The 21,995-nt window shown below is 73.1% G+C and carries 26 protein-coding genes and 1 riboswitch; of the genes, 16 read left to right on the forward strand and 10 right to left on the reverse strand.

Going from position 1 to position 21,995, the window contains the following annotated elements:
- Window positions 1-215 precede the first annotated feature (215 nt).
- From Q6350_RS14140 to Q6350_RS14175, 8 genes are all read left to right on the forward strand, one after another.
- On the forward strand, window positions 216-818 hold the full coding sequence (locus Q6350_RS14140) for a CDP-alcohol phosphatidyltransferase family protein (RefSeq protein ID WP_304604444.1): 603 nt from the start codon (window positions 216-218) through the stop codon (window positions 816-818).
- Window positions 815-1,681, forward strand: a complete 867-nt coding sequence (locus Q6350_RS14145) for a DUF881 domain-containing protein (RefSeq protein WP_305066525.1) — start codon at window positions 815-817, stop codon at window positions 1,679-1,681. The genes Q6350_RS14140 and Q6350_RS14145 overlap by 4 nt, the downstream gene beginning before the upstream one ends.
- Entirely contained in the window at window positions 1,678-2,010 is a 333-nt protein-coding gene (locus Q6350_RS14150; protein WP_171245815.1) for a small basic family protein, read from the forward strand. Before Q6350_RS14145 ends, Q6350_RS14150 begins: the two co-directional genes overlap by 4 nt.
- 2 nt (window positions 2,011-2,012) lie before the next feature.
- A complete protein-coding gene (locus Q6350_RS14155) occupies window positions 2,013-3,284 on the forward strand; it encodes a DUF881 domain-containing protein (protein WP_304603876.1) in 1,272 nt (423 codons plus the stop codon).
- 105 nt (window positions 3,285-3,389) lie between these two features.
- Window positions 3,390-3,866: an FHA domain-containing protein gene (locus tag Q6350_RS14160; protein WP_171245814.1), complete on the forward strand. Its 477-nt coding sequence runs from the start codon at window positions 3,390-3,392 to the stop codon at window positions 3,864-3,866.
- Window positions 3,863-4,600 (forward strand): MerR family transcriptional regulator, encoded by a 738-nt coding sequence (locus Q6350_RS14165; RefSeq protein WP_304603877.1) that lies wholly within the window; start codon window positions 3,863-3,865, stop codon window positions 4,598-4,600. Before Q6350_RS14160 ends, Q6350_RS14165 begins: the two co-directional genes overlap by 4 nt.
- A gap of 78 nt (window positions 4,601-4,678) precedes the next feature.
- Window positions 4,679-5,197 (forward strand): bifunctional nuclease family protein, encoded by a 519-nt coding sequence (locus Q6350_RS14170; protein WP_304604445.1) that lies wholly within the window; start codon window positions 4,679-4,681, stop codon window positions 5,195-5,197.
- 169 nt (window positions 5,198-5,366) lie between these two features.
- Window positions 5,367-5,954: a MerR family transcriptional regulator gene (locus tag Q6350_RS14175; protein ID WP_304603878.1), complete on the forward strand. Its 588-nt coding sequence runs from the start codon at window positions 5,367-5,369 to the stop codon at window positions 5,952-5,954.
- A gap of 54 nt (window positions 5,955-6,008) precedes the next feature.
- Here Q6350_RS14175 and Q6350_RS14180 read toward each other — a convergent pair whose 3' ends face one another.
- The gene (locus Q6350_RS14180; RefSeq protein ID WP_304603879.1) at window positions 6,009-7,289 is read right to left on the reverse strand and encodes a phosphatidylserine/phosphatidylglycerophosphate/cardiolipin synthase family protein; all 1,281 of its coding nucleotides are present in this window, start codon (window positions 7,287-7,289) and stop codon (window positions 6,009-6,011) included.
- A gap of 4 nt (window positions 7,290-7,293) precedes the next feature.
- Window positions 7,294-8,400, reverse strand: a complete 1,107-nt coding sequence (locus Q6350_RS14185; protein ID WP_304607668.1) for a tyrosine-type recombinase/integrase — start codon at window positions 8,398-8,400, stop codon at window positions 7,294-7,296.
- Window positions 8,401-8,514: 114 nt separating this feature from the next.
- Here Q6350_RS14185 and Q6350_RS14190 point away from each other — a divergent pair, with 114 nt between their 5' ends.
- The 6 genes from Q6350_RS14190 (at window position 8,515) to Q6350_RS14215 (ending at window position 13,463) form a co-directional block, all read left to right on the forward strand.
- Window positions 8,515-9,057: a hypothetical protein gene (locus Q6350_RS14190; RefSeq protein WP_305066527.1), complete on the forward strand. Its 543-nt coding sequence runs from the start codon at window positions 8,515-8,517 to the stop codon at window positions 9,055-9,057.
- Between the two features lie 185 nt (window positions 9,058-9,242).
- A riboswitch (guanidine-III (ykkC-III) riboswitch) is annotated at window positions 9,243-9,309 on the forward strand.
- A gap of 12 nt (window positions 9,310-9,321) precedes the next feature.
- The gene (locus tag Q6350_RS14195; RefSeq protein ID WP_304603882.1) at window positions 9,322-9,639 is read left to right on the forward strand and encodes a multidrug efflux SMR transporter; all 318 of its coding nucleotides are present in this window, start codon (window positions 9,322-9,324) and stop codon (window positions 9,637-9,639) included.
- Between the two features lie 164 nt (window positions 9,640-9,803).
- Window positions 9,804-10,241 carry a GNAT family N-acetyltransferase gene (locus Q6350_RS14200; protein WP_304603883.1) on the forward strand — a complete coding sequence of 146 codons (438 nt, stop codon included), beginning with the start codon at window positions 9,804-9,806 and terminating at the stop codon, window positions 10,239-10,241.
- A 225-nt stretch (window positions 10,242-10,466) separates the two neighbouring features.
- Entirely contained in the window at window positions 10,467-11,924 is a 1,458-nt protein-coding gene (locus tag Q6350_RS14205; protein ID WP_304603884.1) for a choice-of-anchor B family protein, read from the forward strand.
- A 241-nt stretch (window positions 11,925-12,165) separates the two neighbouring features.
- Window positions 12,166-12,939 (forward strand): SDR family oxidoreductase, encoded by a 774-nt coding sequence (locus Q6350_RS14210; RefSeq protein ID WP_304603885.1) that lies wholly within the window; start codon window positions 12,166-12,168, stop codon window positions 12,937-12,939.
- 17 nt (window positions 12,940-12,956) lie between these two features.
- Window positions 12,957-13,463, forward strand: a complete 507-nt coding sequence (locus tag Q6350_RS14215; RefSeq protein WP_246246260.1) for an Hsp20/alpha crystallin family protein — start codon at window positions 12,957-12,959, stop codon at window positions 13,461-13,463.
- Here the strand turns inward: Q6350_RS14215 and Q6350_RS14220 are convergent.
- From Q6350_RS14220 to adhP, 7 genes are all read right to left on the reverse strand, one after another.
- Window positions 13,451-14,326: a phosphotransferase gene (locus Q6350_RS14220; protein WP_305066529.1), complete on the reverse strand. Its 876-nt coding sequence runs from the start codon at window positions 14,324-14,326 to the stop codon at window positions 13,451-13,453. The genes Q6350_RS14215 and Q6350_RS14220 overlap by 13 nt on opposite strands.
- Window positions 14,327-14,330: 4 nt before the next feature.
- A complete protein-coding gene (locus Q6350_RS14225; RefSeq protein WP_304603887.1) occupies window positions 14,331-14,843 on the reverse strand; it encodes a GNAT family N-acetyltransferase in 513 nt (170 codons plus the stop codon).
- A gap of 3 nt (window positions 14,844-14,846) precedes the next feature.
- Window positions 14,847-17,243: an excinuclease ABC subunit UvrA gene (locus tag Q6350_RS14230; RefSeq protein ID WP_304603888.1), complete on the reverse strand. Its 2,397-nt coding sequence runs from the start codon at window positions 17,241-17,243 to the stop codon at window positions 14,847-14,849.
- Window positions 17,240-17,659 (reverse strand): VOC family protein, encoded by a 420-nt coding sequence (locus Q6350_RS14235; protein WP_304603889.1) that lies wholly within the window; start codon window positions 17,657-17,659, stop codon window positions 17,240-17,242. Before Q6350_RS14235 ends, Q6350_RS14230 begins: the two co-directional genes overlap by 4 nt.
- Before the next feature lie 10 nt (window positions 17,660-17,669).
- Window positions 17,670-18,113, reverse strand: a complete 444-nt coding sequence (locus tag Q6350_RS14240) for a helix-turn-helix transcriptional regulator (RefSeq protein WP_171245802.1) — start codon at window positions 18,111-18,113, stop codon at window positions 17,670-17,672.
- A 48-nt stretch (window positions 18,114-18,161) separates the two neighbouring features.
- Window positions 18,162-18,803 (reverse strand): YitT family protein, encoded by a 642-nt coding sequence (locus tag Q6350_RS14245; protein WP_171245801.1) that lies wholly within the window; start codon window positions 18,801-18,803, stop codon window positions 18,162-18,164.
- Between the two features lie 184 nt (window positions 18,804-18,987).
- A complete protein-coding gene (adhP, locus tag Q6350_RS14250; protein WP_305066532.1) occupies window positions 18,988-20,016 on the reverse strand; it encodes an alcohol dehydrogenase AdhP in 1,029 nt (342 codons plus the stop codon).
- 127 nt (window positions 20,017-20,143) lie between these two features.
- Here adhP and Q6350_RS14255 point away from each other — a divergent pair, with 127 nt between their 5' ends.
- Together Q6350_RS14255 and Q6350_RS14260 are read left to right on the forward strand one after the other, a co-directional pair.
- Entirely contained in the window at window positions 20,144-20,473 is a 330-nt protein-coding gene (locus tag Q6350_RS14255; protein ID WP_304603890.1) for a helix-turn-helix transcriptional regulator, read from the forward strand.
- On the forward strand, window positions 20,470-20,907 hold the full coding sequence (locus Q6350_RS14260) for an SRPBCC domain-containing protein (RefSeq protein WP_305066533.1): 438 nt from the start codon (window positions 20,470-20,472) through the stop codon (window positions 20,905-20,907). The genes Q6350_RS14255 and Q6350_RS14260 overlap by 4 nt, the downstream gene beginning before the upstream one ends.
- Here Q6350_RS14260 and Q6350_RS14265 read toward each other — a convergent pair.
- Window positions 20,856-21,857 carry a methylenetetrahydrofolate reductase gene (locus Q6350_RS14265; protein ID WP_305066535.1) on the reverse strand — a complete coding sequence of 334 codons (1,002 nt, stop codon included), beginning with the start codon at window positions 21,855-21,857 and terminating at the stop codon, window positions 20,856-20,858. The genes Q6350_RS14260 and Q6350_RS14265 overlap by 52 nt on opposite strands.
- Between the last annotated feature and the right edge of the window lie 138 nt (window positions 21,858-21,995).

Here is a 21,995-nt window from a genome sequence, read left to right on the forward strand (position 1 = left end):
GTCGCTCTGTCCCGTACACACACCTGCCCCGCCGCTGGTGGCGGGGCCCTTGAACACGCGGGAGGACGACGAACTCCGAGGGAATGCCCCCATGCTACGGGGCGTGCGGTCACCGGGGGAGGGCGGGGCCCGGTGAGTTTGCCCACTACGTCGTGGACGGGCCGCGGGTGCGTAGGATGTGCGAGGTAGCAGCCCGGTGGACGCAGGCGGTGAACGTGCAGGCAGGTGGGCAGGCCGACTCGGCGGTCTGGACGGTCCCGAACGTCGTCAGCATGCTTCGTCTGGCGCTGGTGCCCGTGTTCGCCGTCCTGATCGTCGTGGGCGAGGACGTGTGGGCGCTGGTGGTCCTCGCCGTGTCGGGCGCGACGGACTGGCTGGACGGCGTCCTGGCGCGCCGGCTGAACCAGGTCACCAAGCTGGGCCAGATGCTGGACCCCGCGGCGGACCGGTTGTTCATCCTCGTGACGCTGATCGGCCTGACCTGGCGCGGCGTCATCCCGTGGTGGGTGCTGGCGGTCATCGTGGCGCGCGACGTGATGCTCGCGTTCCTGGTGCGCCCGCTGGCCCGGCGTGGGTACGGTCCGGTGCCGGTCACGTTCGTCGGCAAGGCCGGCACGTTCGCGCTGCTGTACGCCTTCCCGCTGCTGCTCCTGGCGGCGATGCCGGGCGGCGTCGGTGCGGTGGCGCACGTGATCGGCTGGGCGTTCGCCTGGTGGGGCATCGGGCTGTACTGGCTGGCCGGCTTCCAGTACGTGCGGCACGTGCGCCGACTGGTGACCGACGACCGTGGTGAGGCGCAGACGGAAGGTGCGGCATGAACGTGGCGACGGGTCGGCGCCCGGACGAGTCGATGACGCTCCTGGTCGAGGTGATGGAGAGCCCGCTGGACGCGGGGTACGCCCAGGCGGCACGTCGCCGCGCGGCGGGGGAGCGGAGGCACCGGTCCACGCTGGCGCTGCTCGGGCTGCTGGCGGTGCTGCTCGGGCTGATGACGGTCGCTGCCGCCCAGCAGCTGCGAGCGCCCGTGGAGGGTGTTTCGGCGCGCGAGGTGCTCCAGGAGGAGATCCTCGCACGGCAGGCGGCCGCCGAGGACCTGCGGGAGCGCTCGGCGGCGCTGTCGGCGGAGATCACCGCACTGAACGAGGAGACGTTGGCCGCCCAGGACTCGGAGCTCGTGGACCGGCTGCGCCTGGACGGGGTGACCACCGGGTCGGTGGCGGTCTCGGGGCCGGGACTCGTGGTGACCCTGAGCGACGGCGCGGTGGGGACCGCCCAGGACGGTTCGGCGACGTCGGCGCCGGTGCAGGCGATCGACCTGCAGCGGGTCGTCAACGCGCTGTGGGCGTCCGGCGCGGAGGCGATCAGCGTCGGCGGGGAGCGGCTGACGTCGGTGTCGGCGATCCGGCACGCCGGCCAGGCGATCATGGTGGATCTCGTGCCGCTGCCCGGGCCGAGCTACGCGGTCGAGGCGATCGGTGACCCGGAGGCGATGCAGACCGCGTACGCTCGGACCGACGCGCCGGCGTACACGCAGCTCCTGTCGTCGCAGTACGGCATCGGGTCCTCGCTGGAGACCGCCGACTCGTTGGAGCTCGCCGGGGTGGGCAGCCAGCTGTTGCGGTATGCGGAGCCGGTGGAGGCGGACGTGAGTCCGGACGAAGACCAGGAGGGGAACCCATGATCGCCGTCGTCGGGCTCGTGATCGGCGTGGCCGCCGGTCTGCTGCTGGAGCCGACCGTGCCCGTGGCGCTGCAGCCGTACCTGCCCATCGCGGTGGTGGCGGCGCTGGACGCGTTGTTCGGTGGCCTGCGCGCGAAGCTGGACGGGCTGTTCGACGACAAGGTCTTCGTGGTGTCGTTCCTGTCCAACGTGCTGGTCGCGGCGTTCATCGTGTTCCTGGGCGATCAGCTCGGTGTCGGTTCGCAGCTGTCGACGGCCGTGGTGGTCGTGCTGGGCATCCGCATCTTCTCCAACGCGGCCTCGATCCGCCGGCACCTGTTCAAGGCATGAGGATGAACGACGACGAGCGCACGGACTCCCCGGACCGGACGCCGGGCGAGGACGACACCGCACCGCTGACGCCGCCGGACGCGGCCGCGGAGCCGCCCGCGCCGGGGGGCGGGGACGTCGAGCCGACGCCGGTCGCCGAGCACCCCGACGAGCCGGTCGGGGAGACGGCACCGCTCGAGGAAGCGACCCCGCTCGGCGAGGGCCTCGACGAGCCGACGCCGCTCGAGGAACCGGCACACCCGGACCTGCCCACGGACGCCTCCGGGGAGTCCGCGAGCGGCCACGGGGCGCGCGTCGCGGCGGACCCCCTGGACCTGTCGGTGCCCGTCGAGCAGCTCGACACCGGCGACGAGCCGGTGCCGGGCCACGGGGCGGCCGCGGCCGAGGACCCCGCCCCGGGGACGGGCGAGACCGACGACGGCGCGCACCGGACGCCGGAGCCGGTGCACACCGGCCCGTTCCCCCCGACGGGTGCCCAGGCCCTCCCCAGCCGTGCCGACGACGAACCGGCCGGCTCCGCCCCGAAGGGCACCGGTGCGCACGAACCGCCCCCGGCGACCGGCTGGCGGGCGCTGGGTCAGATGCTGCGCCCGCGGGGCACCCGCTCGCAGCTGCTGGTCGCGCTGCTGCTCGCCGCGCTCGGGTTCGCGCTCGTGGTCCAGGTGCAGCAGTCCGCCCAGGACCCGCTGTCCTCGGCGCGCCAGGACGACCTGGTGCGTCTGCTGGACGAGGTGACCCAGCGCTCGGAGCAGCTCGGCGACGAGGTGCGCGAGCTGACGGAGACCCGGGACGAGCTCGCCTCCGGTTCCGGGCAGGCGCAGGCGGCGCTCGAGCTGGCGGAGGAGCGGGCGACGTCCGAGGGCATCCTGTCCGGCAGGCTCCCCGCGGTGGGGCCCGGTCTGGAGATCGTCATCAGCGACCCCGACCGGGTGCTGGCGGCCTCGAAGATGTTCAACATGCTCGAGGAGCTGCGCAACGCCGGGGCGGAGGTCATCGCGGTCAACGACGTCCGCCTGGTGACCTCGACCTGGTTCCTGGACGGCGCGAGCGGCATCATCGTCGACGACCAGCTCATCGAGCCGCCGTACCGCTGGCAGGTCATCGGTGACCCCGCCACCCTGACACCCGCGCTGGAGATCCCCGGCGGCGCCCTCGCCGCGGTGCGCAACGACGGGGCCGACGCCCGCACGGAGGAACGGGACGAGGTCCTGATCGACGCCGTCCGCGTGCCCAGCGAACCCGAGTACGCCACCCCGAGGCGCCCCGCGGAGTAGACCGCGGTCGGAACCTCACGAAGGCTGCTTCCCGACGCAGGTGGTGAGAAGGTAGGTTGAGCGGACGACGGCGCACGTCGCCCGCGTGATTCAGCAGGAGGACGAATGACGGACCCGCGCTCCACGCCGCGCCACGAGGCCGGCGCGGACACCACCGCGCATCTCGGTCGGATCGGTGGTTCCACCGAGGAGCAGACCCCGCGCGTCCCGCTGACCGCGGAGGAGTCGGCCGCCGTGTCCGCGCTGCCGCGACACTCCGCCCTGCTCGTGGTCCAGTACGGGTCGGGTGCCGTCGGCGAACGGTTCCTGCTGGACACCGACCGCGCCGTGGCCGGACGCAGCGAGCACGCCGACATCTTCCTCGACGACGTCACCGTGTCGCGCAAGCACGCGGAGTTCGTCCGCGAGGGCGACCGCTTCGTGGTGCGCGACATCGGCTCGCTCAACGGCACGTACCTCAACCGCGAGCGCATCGACGCGGCGGTCCTGACCACGGGCGACGAGGTCCAGATCGGCAAGTTCCGGATGTCCTTCCACGCCAGCCCGCAGGCGCCGCGGGACCTGCAGGCGCCGGCATCGTGACGGCCGGTTCCGGGGCGGCCTCGGCTTCGGAGCCCGACGCGCCGGAACCCTGGCCGCGGGGGATCTCCCGCCACGCGGGCATGCGGATCTCCGACGTGCTCAACCACCTGCGGGGCGACTTCCCGCACGTGTCCCACTCCAAGCTGCGGTTCCTGGAGGACCAGGGCCTGATCACCCCGGTGCGGACACCGGCGGGCTACCGCCAGTACAGCCCTGCGGACGTCGAGCGGCTGCGGTTCGTGCTGTCGGAGCAGCGGGACTCCTACCTGCCGCTGAAGGTCATCAAGGAACGCCTGGCCGCGATGGACGCGGGGGAGCCCGCGCCCGGTCCGTCGCCGCGCCCGGCACCGGACGGTCCGGGCGAGGACTCGCGGCGACGCTGGACCGTGGAGTCGGTCGCCGGCACGACGGGCACGAGCGTCGAGTTCGTCGAGTCCCTGGTCACGGCCGGGGTGCTGCAGCCCAGCGGCGACACCCTGGACGGGTCGGCGGCCGAGGTGGTGCGCATCGTGCAGCGCCTGACCGAGCACGGCATCGAGCCGCGGCACCTGCGTCCGCTGCGTGCCTCCGCCGCCCGCCACGTGGCGCTCGTCGACCAGGCGGTGGCCCCGTACCGCAGCCACCAGAACGGCAACGGCGGCACGGTCGCCGGGGAGCTCGCCGCCGAGCTGGGCGACCTGCTGGCCCGGCTGCACACCACCTGGATCCGCCAGGGCACCGACGGCACCGTCTAGCCGACCCGGCACGCGCGGGTGGGCCCACGTCGTCGTACCGTGGACAAGGTGGGAAGAGACGAGGGCGCCGAGGCGCCCATGGTGCCCGTCGAGGTGCTCGGGGTGCGTCAGCAGCAGAACGACCAGGAGATCGTCGTGCTGCTGCTGGACACCTCCGCGGAGCTCGCCGTCCCGATCGTCATCGGTGCCCGCGAGGCGTCCGCCATCGCCATGGCGCAGGCGGGGGTCGCCACGCCGCGCCCCATGACGCACGACCTGCTGCGCGACCTGCTCACCGCCGTGGGGGTCGAGCTCGAGCGGGTGGAGATCGTCGCCCTGGACGGCGGCATCTTCTTCGCCGAGCTGGTGCTGTCCAACGGCACCCGCCTGGACTCGCGGGCCTCGGACGCGATCGCCCTGGCCGTGCGCACCGGCAGCCCCGTGCTGTGCTCGGCCGAGGTGGTCGCCGCGGCCGGCGTCGAGATCGTCGACCTCGCCCAGCAGCGCGAGGTGGAGAAGTTCCGCGACTTCCTCGACCACGTGAACCCGGAGGACTTCACCAACCCCGAGTCGGGCGACGACGTCGAGGACGGCGGCAGCCCCGACACGCCCCCTTGACCCTCACCTCGACGGTGAGGGTTCGCGCGTATCCTCGACAGCACCCGTCGGCCGCGACCGCAGGTCGCGGCTCGGCACCGCCCCGCGACACGCCACGTCCCGCGAAGGCGACGTCGTTGACGACCCCCCGGGGCCGCCATAGCGTGGAAGCGACAACTCAGGAGGCACAGTGGACAGCAGCAGCGAGGCCAGCGCTTCGGTCGGTGTCACCCCGGCGGGCGCCCAGGGCCTCCTGTTCGGCGAGAACCTCACGGAGCAGGACGCCGGGACCGGGTACCGGGGGACGACGGCGTGCCGCGTCGTCGGGATCACCTACCGGCAGCTGGACTACTGGGCCCGCACCGGTCTGGTGGAGCCGTCGATCCGCGCCGCCACCGGGTCCGGCACGCACCGTCTCTACAGCTTCCGCGACGTGCTCGTGCTCAAGATCGTCAAGCGGCTGCTCGACACCGGCGTCTCCCTGCAGCAGATCCGCAGCGCGGTGACGCACCTGCGGGAGCGCGGGGTGGAGGATCTCGCGCAGATCACCCTGATGAGCGACGGCGCGTCCGTCTACGAGTGCACCTCGCCGGACGAGGTCGTCGACCTCGTCCAGGGCGGTCAGGGCGTGTTCGGCATCGCGGTCGGCCGCGTGTGGCGCGAGATCGAGGGCACCCTGTCCCAGATGCCGACGGAGTCCCTCGAGGACCACGACCCGGAGGGCGTGCACGCCGACGACGAGCTCGCCGCCCGACGCCGGGCCCGCACCGCGGGCTGAGGACATCGACCGGCGGGACCGTCGGCAGGGTCCGGCCGGGGCGAGCGGCGCGGCTCAGAGCAGGGGCTCGAGCGGCTCCAGGGCGCGCTCGGCGACCTTGTTGACGAAGGAACGGCCCAACCACTCCTCGTAGGTCAGCTCGCGCGCGTTGGACTCGTCCATCCGGAAGATGTCCTCGAGCCGGCCCGCCAGGCCCCGGTCGACGATGTCGAGGTTGATCTCGTAGTTGCCCGTGAGGCTCAGCCGGTCGATGTTGGCCGTGCCGACCGTGGCCCACCGTCCGTCGATCGTGGCCGTCTTGGCGTGCACCATCGCACCCTGGTAGAGCATGATCCGCACGCCGCCGCGCAGCAGCTTGGTGTAGCGGCCCCGGGCCAGCCAGTCCGCGAGCGCGTGGTTGGACCGTTCGGGCACCAGCACGCGCACGTCGACGCCGCGGGCGGCGGCGGCGAGCAGCGCGCGCAGGATGTCGCGGTCCGGGATGAAGTAGGCCTGGGTGATGTAGATGTGGCTGGTGGCGCGGTCGATGGCGTCGAGGTAGATGCCCCGGATGGGGAACACGAGGTCGCTGGGGGCGTTGCGGGCGGCGCGCAGGGCGGGCTGCCAGTGCTCGGCGCCGACGTCCTGCAGCACGGGGTGCTTCGGGCCGCGCCACCGGTTCCAGAAGTCGACGAAGGCGTTGCGCAGCTCCCACACGGCCGGGCCGTCGATGCGCACGTGGGTGTCGCGCCACTGGGTGGCGTACACGTCACCGATGTTGTAGCCGCCGACGAACCCGACCCGGTCGTCCACGACGAGGATCTTGCGGTGGTCCCGCCCGGACTTGCGGATGTTGAGCGTGAGCAGCCCGGCCCGCACGACCGGGAAGCGCAGCACGTGCACCTGCGGCGGGAACACGTAGAAGGAGGGGGGCACGACGAGGTTCGCGAAGCCGTCGTAGATGACGTAGACCTCCACGCCGCGTTCGCACGCGTCGGCGATGGCCTGCTTGAAACGTTCGCCGATCCGGTCGCCCTTCCAGATGTAGGACTCCAGCAGGACCGTGTGCTCGGCCGACTCGATGGCCTCGAGCATCGCGTCGTACAGGTCGGCGCCGTAGGTGTACAGCGTGGCGTGCGACCCCTCGACGTCCGTCGTCGTCGGTTCCGCGGTGGGGAACTTGGCGTCCAGCGGATGGCGTTGACCGCGGATCTTGTCGATCGTCATCACGGCCGCGCCCGCGGTCAGCGGGATCGCGGCGGCGACGGCCGCGGCACGGCCGGCCAGGCGCAGGACCCTGCGCCAGTCGACGTGGACGTCGATGGGGAGCGTGGAACGGAAGGAACCATCGGGCACAGGGTCACCGTAGCGACGACTCCGGCGATCTGCGCGGCGAGCCGCTCGCCGCGGTCGGCGGTGTGCCCTGCAACGACGTCGCCAGGGGGTGGGTGCGCAGGGCGGCGGCGAGCTCGCCGTCGATGCGGTCGAGGTAGACGTCGGTGGTCGCGATCGAGGAGTGGCCGAGCAGCTCGGCGACGACCTTGACGTCCCACCCGTCGGCCACGAGGAGCGTCGCGGTGGTGTGGCGCAGGGCGTGCGGGGTCGTGGGTCGCCGGTAGGGCTCGGGCATCCGGGCCACGGCGCGCGCCAGCAGGGCCCGCACCGCCTGGGTGTCCAGCCGTCGGCCGCGCCAGGACAGCAGCAGGGCGCCCTGGGCGTCGGCGTCGTCGGGGCGGCGGGCGGCCAGCCGGGGGCGCAGGGTGCCCAGGTAGGTCTCCAGGGCGTCGGCCAGCGGCGGGCTGAGCGCGACCGTGCGGGTGCTGCCGCCCTTGCCGAGGATGCGCCAGCTCGTCTGGTCGGGTTCGCGCACGAAGTCCGCGACGTCGGCGCGCACCAGCTCCGAGACGCGGGGGCCGAGCACGATCAGCAGCGCCACGACGAGCCGGTCACGGTCGGCGAGCGCCTGGTCGGCCCGCGTCGGCGGTGCGGTGGTGGCGGCGTCCGGGTGGACGGTGCCGAGCAGGGCCTGGGCGGCGGACGCGGACAGGGCGGTGCGCTGGACGCGCAGGCGTTCGCGGACCTTGGCCGGGGGAGCGGCCCACTGCATCGGGTCGGCCTGGACCCAGCACTGCCGGGTGGCGTGGGAGAAGAAGCGGGTCACGGACTGGCGGAACCGGTTGACGGTGGCGGTGGAGCGGCCGGGGCCGGCCTTGCGGGCGGGGTCGGTGTACCGGCCGTCGGGGCCGGCCTGGTAGCGCACCAGGGCGTCGTCGACGTCCTCTCCGGTGACGTCGTCCAGGACCCGGTCCGGGCCGAGCAGCTCGACGAGCTCGCGCACGTCGCGACGGTAGGAGCGTTCGGTGGCGGCGGAGAGCACGCCCCGCACCGTCTCCACACGGACGGCGGCGAGGTAGCGGTCGCCGGCGTCGGCGACGGTGACCCGTTCGGGGCGGGGTGGGGCGACCACGGCTGCAGAGGATCCTTTCGCTGCGTGACCTGCGACGACCCCGTGAGACTAGTGCCGGGCTCCGACACCGGCGCGGGTATCCCACGCGAGGGCGGACGTGCTTGGATGCCCCTGATGCCCGTCATGTCCGTGAAGGCCCGGTTGATCACCCTCCTCATGGCTGTGGTGGCCCTCGCCGTCACCCTGGCGTCGTCCGGGCACCCCGGGCCGGTCCCGTACGCCGAGGGGTTGGTCGAGCGTGTCGACGTGGGCGACGTCCAACCGTGGCCGGACTCGGTGCAGGGCGCGCCGGTGGACGTCGCCGACGCGGTGGTGGTCGGGAGGTTCACCGCGCAGGTGCTGCTGGTCGGATTCTTCGACCAGCGCGAGCTCGCCGACGTGGCCGACGAGCTCGTCGCCGTCGAGCGTGTCGCGCTGTTCCTGAACCGTCCGGTGTTCACCGAGCGCTCCGGCTGGGCCGTCAGCCTGGACTGGAGCCTGCGGGGGGAGGTGTCCGCGGACGAGGCGGTGACGTGGCCGGTGCTGGACGCGGCGCGCGCGGCGGAGGAGGAGCGCCGCGACGGGGAGGCGCTCCCGCCCCAGCGGCAGGGCAGGACGCCGGGGAGCCTCCCGGTCGACGTGTTCACGCTGGAGGATCTGCGCTCCGGAGCCGGGTGAGGGGTTCGACGTCAGGACGCTCGACGGTCGCGCATCTCGGCACAGACCACTGTGTTGCCCTATACACAATGGTTTGGGCCTCATGTCCGTTTCATGATAGCGCGGACGGCCCGGTGGTGCCCGACGTCACTGGGCCGGCGGCGCGCGGGGGTGTCCGGGGGTGACGCCCGGTGCTAGCGTCCGGCGCAGAGTCCGCGACCAGGACTCCCGGACGAGGGGTGCCGTACCCGGAGCGCGACAAGACGGCATCGGGGAGTGGTGGTCATGTCCTGGATCCTGCTGGTGGTCTCCGGCGTGCTGGAGGCCGTGTGGGCGACCGCGCTGGAGCGCTCCGAGGGCTTCTCGCGCCCGGTGCCGTCGATCGTCTTCGCCGTCTCGCTGACCGCCAGCATGGCGGGCCTGGCGTTCGCGCTGCGTGAGCTGCCGGTCGGCACGGCCTATGCCGTCTGGGTCGGCATCGGCGCCACGCTGACCGCCGGCTACGCGATGTTCACCGGCGCCGAGCCGGTCACCGTCGTGCGCGTCCTGCTGATCCTGGGGATCGTCGGCTGCGTCGCCGGCCTGAAGTTCGCCGGCCACTGACGTCGGTGACAGAACGCCGGCCGGAGGGGACCGGCTCCCGTGCCGCGGGCCGGCTCCCTTCTCAAAATGACATAATGTACATTATCGGCCCCTTACCGGATCGGCCGGACGACCGCTGCGAGCCCCCGAGATCCGCGCCTCTCGTGCTGGCTAGCCTGGTGCGCGTGACCCTCCGCCCACGTCGGGACGCCGACCTGCCCGAGCTCGTCGAGCGGCTCGACGAGACCCACCGGCTCGACCGGTACCCGGTGCGCCCCGCCAGCGTCCGCGTCGGCTGGCTCACCGCGCACGACGGGCCCGCGTTCGTGGCGCTCGTGGCCGGACGCCCGGTCGGCCACGTCGCCGTCCATGGCCACGGTCCGTGCGAGATCGTGCGCTTCTTCGTCGCGCCGACGGCACGAGGCCGTGGTCTGGCGGGTGCGCTGCTCGACCGTGCCGTCACCGCGGCGCGGCTGCGGTGCGACGACGTCGTGCTGCAGGTCATGGAGCACAGCACCGCCGCGATCGCGTTCTACGAACGGCGCGGCTGGCGACGCACCGGTGCGTCCACCATGGACTGGGACGACGCAGGCCGGTCCTGCCACTGGTACACGGCGCCGTGACCGGCTCCCGGCCGCGGCCGGCCGGGCGGGGGTGACACGTGCCCCTGCCGGCCCCGGCGCCGATCTTTCATGACACGGCGTCCTCTCCCCCGGGATCTGGACAGAAATTCTGTGAATTCTCCCAATTGACGCTCAATTTACGTGAGATTGATGCGCAGGAAGCATTCACCTGATATTCAGGTTCTGCAGTCCGTCCAGCACGATGACGTCGTCGGAGGTAGCAGAATGCCAGGCAAACGGATCATCAGCGGGGCCGCGGCGGCCGCGCTCGTCGGAGGGCTCCTCGTCGGAGGGGCTTCAGTGGCCGGGGCGCACCCCGGCCACGACTTCACCGGAGACAGCAAGCCGCTCAAGGAGCGCTACTTCGACAACGGCGTCGTCGCCGACGTCAGCCCCGGCGGGGTGCCCATGGAGGCGATGTCGGGCGAACGGTGCGAGGACGGCATGGCGGCCGACCTCTTCCCCTGCCAGAAGGTCGACCTCGCCTCGTTCACCCCGTTGCAGGACCTCGGCGCGACCCACCTCAACGACATCTGGGGCTGGGAGGACGACGAGACCGGCATGCAGGTGGCCATCGTCGGCACCTTCGAGGGCACCGCGTTCGTCGACGTGACCGACGGGGAGAACCCGGTCCTGCTCGGCACGCTGGGAGCCGTGAACCCGGACGACTCCGGGAACATCTGGGGTGACGTGCGGGTGTTCGAGGACACCGCCTACATCGTCACCGAGTCGTTCGACATCAGCACCTACGACCGTGCCACGGGCTACCTGGAGGGCAACGGCGTCCAGATCGTCGACCTGACCCAGTTCCGTGGTGCGACCGGCGAGATGGAGGTCGTCGAGGAACCGCGGATCACCGACTTCACGCAGAGCCACAACGTCTCGATCAACACCGACACGGGCCGGCTCTACGTGGTCGGCGCGGTCTACTCGGTGAAGAACGAGTGCGCCGTCGATCCCCCGGCCGGGTACCCGGCCGTGTACAGCGGCAGCGGTGGCGCGATCGTCTACGACCTCAACGGCGACCCGACCTCCCCGACCCTGGTCGGCTGCCTCAACGACGACGGGTACTCCCACGACATCCAGTGCGTGGTCTACCACGGCCCCGACGAGGACTACCAGGGCCGTGAGGTCTGCATCGGCTCCAACGAGGACACCGTCACGCTGTACGACGTCACGGACATCGACGACCCCGTCGTGCTGTCCCGCCTGCCCTACGACGCCGCGGCCTACACCCACCAGGGCTGGCTCAGCGAGGACCACCGGTTCTTCTTCCTCGGCGACGAGATCGACGAGCTGGCGGGCACCGTCAGCGAGCGCACCACCTACATCTGGGACTTCACCGACCTGGACGACGCCGAGCTCATCGGCATGCACAGCGACGGCAACACCTCGATCGACCACAACATGTTCGTCAAGGACGGGCTGCTGTACCAGTCGAACTACACCTCGGGCCTGTGGATCTACGACGCCTGGAAGGCCGAGCAGGGCCGGGTGACGTCGCGCGGCTTCTTCGACGTCTTCCCCTCGGACGACCGCACCGACTTCTTCGGCACCTGGGGCAACTACCCCTACTTCGGTGACGGGAAGGTCGTCGTGACCAGCAGCGACGAGGGTCTCTTCGTCCTGCAGTCGCGGGCGAAGAGCTCCTCGCAGAACAACGGCATGAAGCCTGCGATGTAGCAGGCACGCTGAACGAGCGTCGCGCGGGTCGGACCGGTCACGGTCCGGCCCGCGCGGTCGTTCCACCCGCACCTCTCCCCCGGCGGCCGCGACGGCGAAAGGTCGGATCCCGGACCAAGGTCCCGGCCGGGAGGGACGAACGCGGGTACCGCTGCATGCGCCGCACTCCTAGCGTGGACGGTGTCCGTCGGGGCGCCTCCACGAGGAGGCGCCCGGCGGGCACGGGACCGGGGAGAGCCACATGCGTACCGTCGTCGTCACGGGGTCCGCGTCCGGGATCGGGCGCGCGACCAGAGATCTGCTGCAGTCGCGCGGGCACCGGGTGATCGGGGTGGACGTGCACGACGCGGACGTCGTCGCCGACCTGTCGACCACGGACGGTCGCGCGCGGCTGGTCGAGGGCGTCCGCGAGCTGGGCGACGGACGCCTCGACGCCGTCGTCGCCAACGCGGGCCTGGCCCACGAGTCCCCGGCGACCGTGGCGGTCGACTTCTTCGGTGCCGTGGCGACGCTGGACGGGCTGCGCGACCTGCTGACGGGTTCCACGGCGCCGCGCGCCGCCGCCACCGCCTCGATGGCGGGGCTGCTCGGCGCGGACGACGAGCTCGTCGAGCGGTGCCTCGCCGGCGACGAACCCGCGGCGCTGGAGCGAGCCGAGCATCTCGTGACGTCCGGGCGGGGCGGCATGCTCTACCCGAGCGCCAAGAGGGCGCTGTGCCGGTGGGTCCGGCGGCACGCCGCGACGCCCGAGTGGGCCGGCGCCGGCATCCCGCTGAACGCCATCGCCCCGGGCATCGTGCGGACGCCGATGGTCGCGGACCTCATCGCGACGCCGGAGCAGCGTGACGCGATGGCGCAGGCGGTCCCCATGCCGTTGAACGGCTACATGGACCCCGAGGTCCCGGCACGACTGCTGGCCTGGCTCGTCGACGAGGAGAACTCGCACCTGTGCGGACAGGTCGTCTTCGTCGACGGTGGCTCCGACGTCGTCCTGCGCGGCGACACCACCTGGTAGCGAGAGAGGGCATCACCATGACCAAGGACGACAGCACGGGCGCCGTCACGCCGGCGTCGGACAACCCGGCGGCCGCCACGGTACGCCGCACCTGGGAGGACATGACCCGGGACCTCGGTGCGCTGTGGCCCGCACGGTGGGACTGGCCGTTCGGCGAGGGGACGTCGCCCCGCGACACGTCCCCCGTGAGCGGGTTCCCGCTGCGGGTCGAGGAGTTCCGTGAGGACGGCGACCTCGTGGTCCGCGCGGAGATCCCGGGCATCGACCCGGACGAGGACGTCGAGGTCACCGTCGACAACGGCGTGCTGAGGATCTCGGCGCACCGCGAGGAGCGCACCCGCCAGGAGGGCGACGAGTTCCGCAGCGAGTTCCGGTACGGCAGCTTCGAGCGCCGCATCCGGCTGCCGCAGGGCGCGGACGTCGCAGACGTGGCCGCCACCTACCGCGACGGTGTGCTCGAGGTGCGTCTCCCCCTGCCGGCGGAGCGTCCTGAGACCCGGTCGGTCCCCGTTCAGCGCACCTGACCCGCGGCGGTCCGACGCAGCGCCTGCTGCGCGCGGGCCAGCGTCCGGGCGACCTCGTCGTCCGGACGGGCACCGAGGACCGCGAACGCGACGATCTGCAACGGGATCGTCCCGCGGAACGCGTCGGCCCGGCGCACGGTGCCGGGGTCCGCGAGCGCCTCGACGTGCGGCCACAGGCCGAACGAGGTCGCGACGGTGGCGACGTCCTCGGCGGGGTCCTCCCGGGCGGTGAGGTCCCAGTCGATCACTCCGCTGACGCGGTCGCCCAACCACAGGACGTTGCTCGCCCCGAGGTCGCCGTGGTTGAGGGTGCGGGGGGCGTCCTCGAGGGCGGCGAGGGCGTCGATCCGGTCCTGGGCGTCGGCGCGCAGGTCGGCGTCCAGCAGGGGCACGACGCGCTCGCGCAGGGTCTGCTCCCAGGCCGCTCCCCCGCAGAACGCCCGTCGTGGTGCCAGGTGCTCGGTGACGGGCGCGGTGTCGACGGCGTGCACGGCGTCCAGCAGCTCGCGCAGCACGCCCGGGTCCGGCGTGGCGGCCGGTGCCGTGCTGCCGTGGAGGCGCCGGGTGGCGACGGCGGTGTAGCCGTCGATCTCGACGGCCTCGCCGAGCGACCGCGGCACGGCGAACGGCAGGTCGGGCAGCGCGTCCACGAGGCGTCGGGCCCGCAGCACCTCTCCCCCGGCCTGGCGCTGCCGGGCGACGCGCACGGCGACCCGGTCGGTGAGCGCGACGACGGTGGCCGAGCCGTGCTCGACCCAGGTGACCTCGGTGCCGGGCGGTTCGTCGGCGGCCGCGAGCGCCGCGGTGGCCAGGGCGTCGAGGGTGGCGCGCGGGGGGCGCGCGTAGCGGGTCTCCCAGGTCATGGCGTCAGGTCGGGGTGCGGGTCAGGCGGATCTCGGTGACGCCGTCGTCGTCGACGGTGCCGGCCCCGTCGGGGGTGAAGCCCTGCTTGCGGTAGAAGGCCTGGGCGCGGGGGTTGGGGTCGGCGACCCACAGCGCGGCGGCCTCGTCGGGGGCGAGGACGGCGTGCAGCAGGTCGGTGCCGGCGCCGGAGCCGTGGTGGGCGGCGTCGAGGTAGAGCACGTACAGCTCCCGGGCCCAGGCGGCGTCCTCGTCGCGGGGGATGCCGGCCAGCGCGATGCCGACGACCTCCCCGTCGGCGGTGGCGACGGCGGTGCGGTGCCCGCGCTCGTCCTGGTGTGCCAGCAGATCGGTCCACAGCCGCTGGCGGGCGGGCACGAAGCCGGGGTCGTCGAGCACCCGGTCGGGCATCAGCCCGCGGTAGGTCTGCTGCCAGCAGCGCACGTGCACGCGGGCCATGGCGGGGGCGTCGGCGGGGACCGGGGGGCGGACGGTGAGCGCGGGTCCGGGGGCGGGCATGCGTCATGCTCCCACGTAGTCGGCCAGGTGCTTCCCGGTCAGCGTGGCGCGGGCGGCGACGAGGTCGGCGGGGGTGCCCTCGAAGACCACGGTGCCGCCGTCGTGCCCGGCGCCGGGGCCGAGGTCGATGATGCGGTCGGCGTGCGCCATGACGGCCTGGTGGTGCTCGATGACCACGACGGTCCTGCCGGCGTCGACGAGGCGGTCCAGCAGGGCCAGCAGGTGGGCGACGTCCGCCAGGTGCAGGCCGGTGGTGGGTTCGTCCAGCACGAGCACGCCGCCGTCGTCGCCCATGCGCATCGCGAGCCTCAGGCGCTGGCGCTCGCCCCCGGACAGGGTGTTCAGCGGCTGGCCGAGCCGCAGGTAGCCGAGCCCGACGTCGTGCAGGTGTCCCAGGATCGTGCGGGCCGCGGGGACCTCGGCGTCGGTGGTGCCGAAGAAGTCGTGGGCCTGCGCCACGGAGAGGTCCAGGACGTCGGCGATGTTCTTGCCGCCCAGGGTGTACTCCAGGACGGCGGCCTGGAACCGGCGGCCGCCGCACTCCTCGCAGACGGTCTCGACGGTCTCCATGAAGCCGAGCTCGGTGTAGATGCGGCCGTTGCCCTGGCAGGTGGGGCAGGCGCCCTCGGAGTTGGCGCTGAACAGCGCGGGCTTGACGCCGTTCGCCTTCGCGAAGGCCTTGCGCACCGGGTCGAGCAGCCCGGTGTAGGTGGCGGGGTTGGACCGGCGCGAGCCCTTGATGGCGCCCTGGTCGACGACGACGACGCCCTCGCGCCCGGCGAGGTTGCCGTGGATCAGCGAGCTCTTGCCGGACCCGGCCACGCCGGTGACCACGGTGAGCACCCCGGTGGGGACGTCGACGTCGACGGCGCGCAGGTTGTTCTGCCTCGCCCCGCGGATCTCCAGCGCACCGGTGGGTTCGCGCACGGTGTCCTTGAGGCGGGCGCGGTCGTCGAGGTGGCGGCCCGTGAGGGTGTCGGCGGCGCGCAGCCCGGCCACGTCGCCCTCGTAGGTGATCGTCCCGCCGTCGCTGCCGGCGCCGGGGCCGAGGTCGACGACGTGGTCGGCGATGGCGATGGTCTCGGGCTTGTGCTCGACCACGAGCACGGTGTTGCCCTTGTCCCGCAGGTCCTCGAGCAGGGTGTTCATGCGGGCGATGTCGTGCGGGTGCAGGCCGCTGGTGGGCTCGTCGAACACGTAGGTGACGTCGGTCAGGGCGGAGCCGAGGTGGCGGATCATCTTGACCCGTTGCGCCTCTCCCCCGGACAGCGTGCCCGCGGGTCGGTCCAGGGAGAGGTAGCCCAGGCCGATCGCGACGAAGGCGTCGAACAGGCGCGCCAGGTTGGCCACCAGCGGCGCGACGCCCGGGTCGTCGACCTCGCGCACCCAGTCGGCGGCGTCGGTGATCTGCATCCGGGCGACCTCGGCGATGTTCCTGCCGTGCACGGTGGCCGAGCGGGCGGCGTCGTTCAGGCGGCTCCCCTCGCAGGCCGGGCAGGGCGCGAACACGGCGGCACGCTCGACGAAGCGGCGCACGTGCGGCTGCAGCGCGTCGGGGTCCTTGGAGAAGATCGACTCGCGCAGCTTGGGGATGAGCCCCTGGTAGGTCATGTTCATGCCCAGGGCCTTGATCTTGCCCTTGTCCCGGTACAGGAAGTCGTGGCGCTCGGTGGCGGTGTAGTCCTTGATCGGCTTGTCGCCGTCGAGGAACCCGGACTCGGAGAACCCGCGCACCATCCAGCCGTCGGCCTTGTAGCCGGGCACGAGGATCGCGCCGTCGTTCAGCGACCGCGACTCGTCGACGATGACGGACAGATCCAGGTCGGAGACGGTGCCGCGGCCCTCGCACTCGGGGCACATGCCGCCGAGATAGACGGCCTCGCGCACGATCTTGGTCGTGGTGCCCCCGCCGGCGGCCTCGGTGCGCATCACCCCGGAGGCGCGCGAGGTGGGCACGTTGAAGCTGAACGCGGCGGGCGGGCCGACGTACGGGTCCCCGGCGCGGCTGAACAGGTGGCGCAGCATGGCGTGGGCGTCGGTGACCGTGCCCACGGTGGAGCGCGCGTTGGCGCCCAGGCGCTCCTGGTCCACGACGATCGCCGTGGTGACGCCCTCGAGCTCGTCGACGTCGGGGCGGGGCAGGGACGCCATGAACCCCTGCAGGAACGTCGGGTAGGTCTCGTCGATGAGGCGGCGCGACTCGGCGGCGATCGTGGCGAACACCAGCGAGCTCTTGCCGGACCCGGACACGCCGGTGAACACGGTCAGGCGGCGCTTGGGCAGCTCGACGGACACCTCGCGCAGGTTGTTCTCCCGCGCGCCGACCACCCGGATGCGGTCGTGGCGGTCGGCCGGGTGCACCGCGGCGCCGGGCGCCGGGCGCGGGGTCGTGGTGGTCATCGCGCCGGCCCGACCTCGTCGATGCGGACCATGTTCCCGGCCGGGTCGCGGAACGCGCAGTCGCGCACGCCCCACGGCTGCTCGGCCGGCTCGGACACGACCTCGGCCGCGGCGCCGGCGACCCGGGCGAAGGTCGCGTCCAGGTCGGTGGTGGCCAGGATGATCGACTGGTAGGCACCCTTGGCCATCAGCTCGGCGATGGTGCGGCGCTCGTCGTCGGTGATGCCCGGGTCGGCGGCCGGCGGGGCCAGGACCAGACGCACGCCCCGCTGGGTCGGCGACATGAGCGTCAGCCAGCGCATGTCCCCCGAGCCGACGTCCTGGACGAGCTCGAAGCCGAGCAGGTCGCGGTAGAACGCCAGCGACGCCTCGGGGTTGGTGTGCGGCAGGAACGTGGTGTGAATGGCGATGTCCATGCCGACCACGCTAGGCATCACCGGGGGGCGACGCTTCTCGATTCCTGATCGGTCGGCGCACCTGCTTGGTCACGCAGGACGGCAGCTCGGCCGCTCCGGCGGTGCGGGCCCGACGCCGGTACTCCCCCGGCGGCATCCCCACCAGCTCGGTGAACCGCGTGGTGAACGTGCCCAGCGAGGACGCGCCGACGGCGAAGCACACCTCGGTCACGCTCAGGTCGCCGCGGCGCAGCAGCGCCATGGCCCGCTCCACCCGGCGGGTCATCAGGTACCGGTACGGCGGTTCGCCGAAGGTCTCGGCGAACCGGCGGCTGAGGTGCCCGGCGGACATGCCGACGCCGGCCGCGAGCGCCGTCACGTCCAGGGGTCGGGCGTGCTCGCGGTCGATGCGGTCGCGCACGCGGCGCAGCAGCACCAGGTCGTGCAGGTGCTGGTCGTGGGCGCTGCGGGCCATGGCCCCGATGGTGCCACCGTCGGGGCGGGTGTGCGCGGCACGGGCGGCTCAGTAGCCGGTGTAGCGCCCGGGCCGGTGGTTGAGCGCCACCAGGAAGTTCAGCAGCACCGCCCCGAGCGCGGACAGCAGCACCGTGGTGGCGGGCACGGCCGCGAACGCGGACAGCACCACGGCGGTGTCCAGCACCATCAGGACGTACCCGGCGCGCCAGCCGAGGCGGTCCTGGGCGATGAGGGCGGCGATCATGAAGCCGCCGAGGCTGGAGCGGTGCCGGAACAGGATGAGCAGGCCGACCCCGCACAGGATGTTGCCGGCCAGCACCGCGTACAGCGGGGGCAGGTCGAGGGTCCCGAACACGAGCGGGTGCAGCTGGGACAGGCCGGCGACCAGCGCGATGGACAGGCCGGTGCGCAGGGTGAAGTCCCAGCCCTTCTTGCGGATGGCCAGCAGGAAGAACGGCAGGTTCACGGCGGCGAACAGCACGCCGAAGGGCACCGGGGCGACGTAGCTGACCAGCAGCGACAGCCCGGCGGTGCCGCCGGTGACCGCCGAGACCGAGCGGAGCAGGAACAGCCCGAGGGAGACCACGAAGGTGCCGGTCAGGATGCCGAGGGCGTCCTCGACCGGGGAGTGCTTGACCCCGGCGGGGGCGACGGGCTGGTCGGCGGGGGCGGGCGGTGTGGCGGTCATCGGCGGGTCTGGTCCTCGTGGGTCCGGTGCGGCGGGCGGGGCACGGGGTCGCCGTGCGCGTGCCATGGTGCCACGTCGCCGGTGCGCCGAGGGTGACGGCCGGGCCGCCTCAGGGGGAAGGCGGTCCGGCCGTCGGGGTCGCCGGGCGCGGGAGGGGAGGTGCGCCCGGCGGGCTGCGCGGTCCTCAGGCGCGCATGTCCATCACGACGCGGCCGTCGATGGCGCCGGCGAGCATCTCGTCGAAGATGTCGTTGACCTCGCCCAGGGGCCGCACCGTGTAGGTGGGCTCGACCTGGCCGCGGGCGAAGAAGTCCAGCGCCTCGGCCATGTCGGCGCGGGTGCCGACGATGGAGCCGCGCACGGTCAGGCCGAACAGGACGGTGGAGAAGATGTCCAGGCCGAACTCCTCCGGCGGCAGGCCCACCAGCGCCACGGTGCCGCCGCGGCGCAGCCCGCCGACGGCCTGGCCGAAGGCCTTGCCGGCCACCGCGGTGACCAGGCCGCCGTGCGCTCCCCCGCCGGTGATGTCGACGATGCGGGCGGCGGGGTCGTCGGTGGTGGCGGCGTTGACGGTGGCCTCGGCGCCGTGCCGGCGGGCCAGGGCGAGCTTGTCGTCGGCGACGTCGACGGCCAGCACGCGCATGCCCATGGCGCGGGCGTACTGCACGGCGAGGTGGCCCAGTCCCCCGATGCCGGAGATCAGCACCCACTGCCCGGGGCGCACCTCGGACTGCTTGAGGCCCTTGTAGACGGTCACCCCGGCGCACAGGATGGGGGCGGCGGCGGCCAGGTCGACGCCGGCGGGGATGATCGGGGCGTAGCGGGCGTCGACGAGCATGTACTGCCCGAAGGATCCGTCCACGCTGTAGCCACCGTTGGTCTGGTCCGGGCAGAGGGTCTCGCGCCCGGTCTGGCAGAACTCGCACTGGCCGCACGCGCTCCACAGCCAGGCGTTGCCCACGGTGTCGCCGACGGCGAGGCGGGTGACGTCCTCGGCCACGGCCACGACCTCCCCCACGCCCTCGTGGCCGGGCACGAACGGCGGGGCGGGCTTGACCGGCCAGTCACCGTGCGCGGCGTGCAGGTCGGTGTGGCACACGCCCGAGTAGAGCACCTTCACCAGCGCCTGGCCGGGGCCGGGCTGCGGGAGGTCGACGTCGGTGACCTCCAGCGGGGCGCGGAACGCGGTGACGACGGCTGCCTTCATGCTCATGGTGACCTCCTGGGTCCGTGTGGTAATACCATGCTACGCCTTGTGGTCGGACCTCACCGCCGCCGGCGATGTGGCGTGCGTCATCCCTGGCCTGCGGGCATCAGTTGCTGTAGAGTAACGGTTACTGATGAGCAACATTGTTGATCCCCACAGCGCGCTCGACGCCCTCGGCGACCCGACCCGGCGGCAGATCGTCGAGCGCCTGCGGCACGGACCCCTCCCGGTCGGCGACCTGGCCGCCGCGCTGCCCGTCGGGCGCCCCGCGGTGAGCAAGCACCTGCGGGTGCTGGCCGACGCCGGCCTGGTGCGGCACACCGCGGTCGGCACCCGCCACCTGTACTCCCTGGCCCCCGCCGGCCCGGACGCCGTGCGCTCCTGGCTGGCCGCGCAGTGGGGCGGGGTGCTGGAGGCGTTCGCCGACCACGTCGAGCACACCGAGCACAGGAGTCAGCCATGAGCGTCGAACCGAGCCTCGCACCCGTCGAGTGCGAGGTCCTCTTCCCCTGTCCCCCGGCGCGGGCCTACCGCCTGTTCGTCGACGACCTCGGCACCTGGTGGCCGCTGGGAACGCACAGCGTCTTCGGGGCCGAGGGCACCGTGGCCGTGACCGACGGCCGCCTGGTCGAGACCGGCCCGGACGGGGCCACCGCCGTGTGGGGCACGATCACCGAGGCCGTCGAACCCGAGGTGCTGGAGTTCACCTGGCACCCCGGCGCGGACCCCGACACCGCGACCCTGGTGCGGGTCACCTTCGCCGCGGCCGGGCCGGGCGGCACCCGCGTGCGGCTGGTGCACACCGGCTGGCAGGCCCGGCCCGACGGCGCCGCGGCCCGCGCGGGCTACGACCGCGGCTGGCCGGGGGTGCTGGACGCGCTGGCCGCGGCCGCCTGAACCGGCCGGCCGGTGCCGTCGCCACCGGCCCGCCCGCGCGCGTCGGCGTCGAGGCGGGCGCGCAGGTGGGCCGCCAGGCGCACGGACGCCTCGATCTCCGCGCGCCGGATCGAGACCGACTCGACGTTGAAGCCGTACGGGATGCGGTGCCGCGTGCAGAACTGGGCCAGGTCCTCGGCGATGGCGACGCACTGGTCGTAGCTGGTGCCCAGCGGGTCGTCGGTGTGCCGCAGGTCGTTGCGCATCCAGCCCGGCACGTGCACGCCCAGCCACTCCAGGAACGCCAGCGTGCGCGCCGAGCCGCACACGGACAGCGTGAACACCACCGGCACCGTGGCGGTGCCCGCGTCGCCGCAGGCGTAGTGGTAGTCCGAGACCATCGACTTGGCGGCGCCCACGTCGTAGACGACCTGGGTGACGAAGAAGCTCACGCCGGCGGCCTGCTTGGCGCGCATGCGCTCGTGCTCGTCCCCGCGCGAGGCGTGCCGCTCGGGGATCGCCACCCCGCCCAGCGGCAGGTCCGGGGCGTGCTCGCGGCGCAGCCGCTGGGCCTGGGACAGCGTGGTGCGCACCGCGGCGTCCGAGGAGGAGGCCCCCACCAGCACGGTGCGCACCCGCTGCGGGTCCTGGGCGGCGAACCAGTCCGCGAGCGCCGCCGGGTCGTGCTTGCCGGCGCTGCGGTAGACGATCACCGGCCGGTCCCAGGCCTGCAGGTGCCGGGCGTGGAAGTCGCCGGGGTCCAGGGTGGGCAGGTACGGGAACGGCCGCTCGGCGCTGGTGCGGTCGGACTCGTCGTCGATGTCGTAGATGACCAGGGCGTCCAGGCCGAGCCCGCGCAGCCGGGCGCAGGTGCGGTCGGCGATGCGCTGGGCCTCGGCGGGCTCGGTCGAGCGCCGCGGCGGCGTGATCGCGAACAGCAGCCAGGGGCGCGGCGGGTCGGGGGCGGCCATGCGTCCACGCTAGCCGCGCCCGCGCCGGGGTGCCGGGCGGTGCGGCACTTCTGCCGATCAATGTCACTCTTCTGCCTGCCTGGTGCTGACAAGTGGCGCGCCCGGCGTATAAGTTGAGCGGACGTACACAATGTCGTC

Source organism: Isoptericola sp. b515 (genome assembly GCF_030588125.1).
Taxonomy (GTDB): domain Bacteria; phylum Actinomycetota; class Actinomycetes; order Actinomycetales; family Cellulomonadaceae; genus Isoptericola; species Isoptericola sediminis.

Coding starts and splice junctions, on each gene's coding strand:
- Q6350_RS14145 (WP_305066525.1), top strand. CDS start 815: ATGAACGTGGCGACGGGTCGGCGCCCGGACGAGTCGATGACGCTCCTG.
- Q6350_RS14150 (WP_171245815.1), top strand. CDS start 1,678: ATGATCGCCGTCGTCGGGCTCGTGATCGGCGTGGCCGCCGGTCTGCTG.
- Q6350_RS14155 (WP_304603876.1), top strand. CDS start 2,013: ATGAACGACGACGAGCGCACGGACTCCCCGGACCGGACGCCGGGCGAG.
- Q6350_RS14160 (WP_171245814.1), top strand. CDS start 3,390: ATGACGGACCCGCGCTCCACGCCGCGCCACGAGGCCGGCGCGGACACC.
- Q6350_RS14170 (WP_304604445.1), top strand. CDS start 4,679: ATGGTGCCCGTCGAGGTGCTCGGGGTGCGTCAGCAGCAGAACGACCAG.
- Q6350_RS14190 (WP_305066527.1), top strand. CDS start 8,515: ATGCCCGTCATGTCCGTGAAGGCCCGGTTGATCACCCTCCTCATGGCT.
- Q6350_RS14195 (WP_304603882.1), top strand. CDS start 9,322: ATGTCCTGGATCCTGCTGGTGGTCTCCGGCGTGCTGGAGGCCGTGTGG.
- Q6350_RS14205 (WP_304603884.1), top strand. CDS start 10,467: ATGCCAGGCAAACGGATCATCAGCGGGGCCGCGGCGGCCGCGCTCGTC.
- Q6350_RS14210 (WP_304603885.1), top strand. CDS start 12,166: ATGCGTACCGTCGTCGTCACGGGGTCCGCGTCCGGGATCGGGCGCGCG.
- Q6350_RS14215 (WP_246246260.1), top strand. CDS start 12,957: ATGACCAAGGACGACAGCACGGGCGCCGTCACGCCGGCGTCGGACAAC.
- Q6350_RS14220 (WP_305066529.1), bottom strand. CDS start 14,326: ATGACCTGGGAGACCCGCTACGCGCGCCCCCCGCGCGCCACCCTCGAC.
- Q6350_RS14225 (WP_304603887.1), bottom strand. CDS start 14,843: ATGCCCGCCCCCGGACCCGCGCTCACCGTCCGCCCCCCGGTCCCCGCC.
- Q6350_RS14230 (WP_304603888.1), bottom strand. CDS start 17,243: ATGACCACCACGACCCCGCGCCCGGCGCCCGGCGCCGCGGTGCACCCG.
- Q6350_RS14235 (WP_304603889.1), bottom strand. CDS start 17,659: ATGGACATCGCCATTCACACCACGTTCCTGCCGCACACCAACCCCGAG.
- Q6350_RS14240 (WP_171245802.1), bottom strand. CDS start 18,113: ATGGCCCGCAGCGCCCACGACCAGCACCTGCACGACCTGGTGCTGCTG.
- Q6350_RS14245 (WP_171245801.1), bottom strand. CDS start 18,803: ATGACCGCCACACCGCCCGCCCCCGCCGACCAGCCCGTCGCCCCCGCC.
- adhP (WP_305066532.1), bottom strand. CDS start 20,016: ATGAGCATGAAGGCAGCCGTCGTCACCGCGTTCCGCGCCCCGCTGGAG.
- Q6350_RS14255 (WP_304603890.1), top strand. CDS start 20,144: ATGAGCAACATTGTTGATCCCCACAGCGCGCTCGACGCCCTCGGCGAC.
- Q6350_RS14260 (WP_305066533.1), top strand. CDS start 20,470: ATGAGCGTCGAACCGAGCCTCGCACCCGTCGAGTGCGAGGTCCTCTTC.
- Q6350_RS14265 (WP_305066535.1), bottom strand. CDS start 21,857: ATGGCCGCCCCCGACCCGCCGCGCCCCTGGCTGCTGTTCGCGATCACG.